The following is a 658-nucleotide window of genomic DNA, read 5'->3' as shown; positions in this document are numbered from 1 at the left end:
GGCCTTGATGTCGTAGAACTTCAGCTTCTGCGGCATGCCCAACCAAACGGCGTTGCTTATACGTCTATCGGACAAAAACAGCCCCGTAGGCGGGACGTTGACGGCGCGATGCAGGTCGCCGTCGAGGGGGGCCGTCCAGCCTTCTCCCGCGACCCGCGGATTTCGCCGCCGGCTGGAGGCCACGGGGCCGGTTCGACCGCCTCCGTGGATCTGCCGACGGCGGATTACGGCGAGCATGGGCGCCCCGGCTCAAGAGGGGGCACGACGCCCAATGGCCAGAAAAGGTTATTAGTGGCGAGTTTACTGCGGAGCATGGGCGGAAGGCAGAGGACTAGCCTGTTCATGACGACCGAGGAGGAGGCCAAGAAGCTGGGAATAGAGGCCTCCTCCGAGGCCGAGGGCAAGAAGGAGAAGAAGTGAGGAGGCGGATCGAACCTATTTTTCAGCCTTTGTGGGCTTCCCTACGCTACATATATTTGCGTAATTGAGCAGAGCCAACACGGCGAAGATGGCCTCCTCTGTCCTGACGGTCTCGGTGCCTTGCCTCGGTATGAAGTTTAGAAACAGGCCCTTCAGCTCTATCCCCTCGATCCTCGCTATCTCGTCTACGCCGGCCTTAGGGCCGCCGAACACCACCAGGGTGCGGCCTACGGGTCTC

General features: G+C 61.2%; 2 protein-coding genes. Both read right to left on the bottom strand.

Going from position 1 to position 658, the window contains the following annotated elements; all coding sequences use genetic code 11:
• The coding region (locus tag B7L68_RS09000; RefSeq protein ID WP_238136396.1) for a hypothetical protein at positions 1–183 on the bottom strand (183 nt) is incomplete at its 3' end.
• Positions 184–435: 252 nt separating this feature from the next.
• Positions 436–658: putative RNA uridine N3 methyltransferase (locus B7L68_RS08430; RefSeq protein WP_304529107.1), on the bottom strand; the 223-nt coding region annotated here is incomplete at its 5' end.

The organism is Thermoproteus sp. CP80 (genome assembly GCF_002077075.2).
GTDB lineage: Archaea > Thermoproteota > Thermoprotei > Thermoproteales > Thermoproteaceae > Thermoproteus.
Note: the sequence above shows the minus strand (reverse complement) of the source record. Positions and strands in the feature narration are given on the sequence as shown.